The organism is Enterococcus sp. GC34 (assembly GCF_040886645.1).
GTDB classification, from domain to species: Bacteria; Bacillota; Bacilli; order Lactobacillales; family Enterococcaceae; genus Enterococcus; species Enterococcus faecalis.
Genome location: NZ_JBFOEF010000033.1, coordinates 1 through 464, shown reverse-complemented (window position 1 = coordinate 464; position 464 = coordinate 1). Strand labels below are relative to the sequence as shown.

Below are 464 nucleotides of genomic sequence, written 5' to 3'. Positions count from 1 at the left end.
ATTCGTTCATTGAAAACTGGATATTGAAGTAAAAAGAATCAAAACAAACCGAGAACACCGCGTTGAATGAGTTTTTTAATAAGTTCAATTGCTTATTTATTGATTAACCTTCTATCGCTAGAAGAAGTGATCAAGACCCAACCGTAAGGTTGATAAGGTTAAGTGAATAAGGGCGCACGGTGGATGCCTTGGCACTAGGAGCCGATGAAGGACGGGACTAACACCGATATGCTTTGGGGAGCTGTAAGTAAGCTATGATCCAGAGATTTCCGAATGGGGGAACCCAATATCTTTTATAGGATATTACTTTTCAGTGAATACATAGCTGATTAGAGGTAGACGCAGAGAACTGAAACATCTTAGTACCTGCAGGAAGAGAAAGAAAATTCGATTCCCTGAGTAGCGGCGAGCGAAACGGGAAGAGCCCAAACCAACAAGCTTGCTTGTTGGGGTTGTAGGACTCC

1 rRNA gene is annotated in these 464 nt (G+C 42.2%); it reads left to right on the top strand.

Annotation, left to right across the window (positions count from 1 at the left end):
• Nucleotides 1-156 precede the first annotated feature (156 nt).
• Nucleotides 157-464, top strand: a 23S ribosomal RNA gene (locus AB3I72_RS13820); the annotation flags it as partial.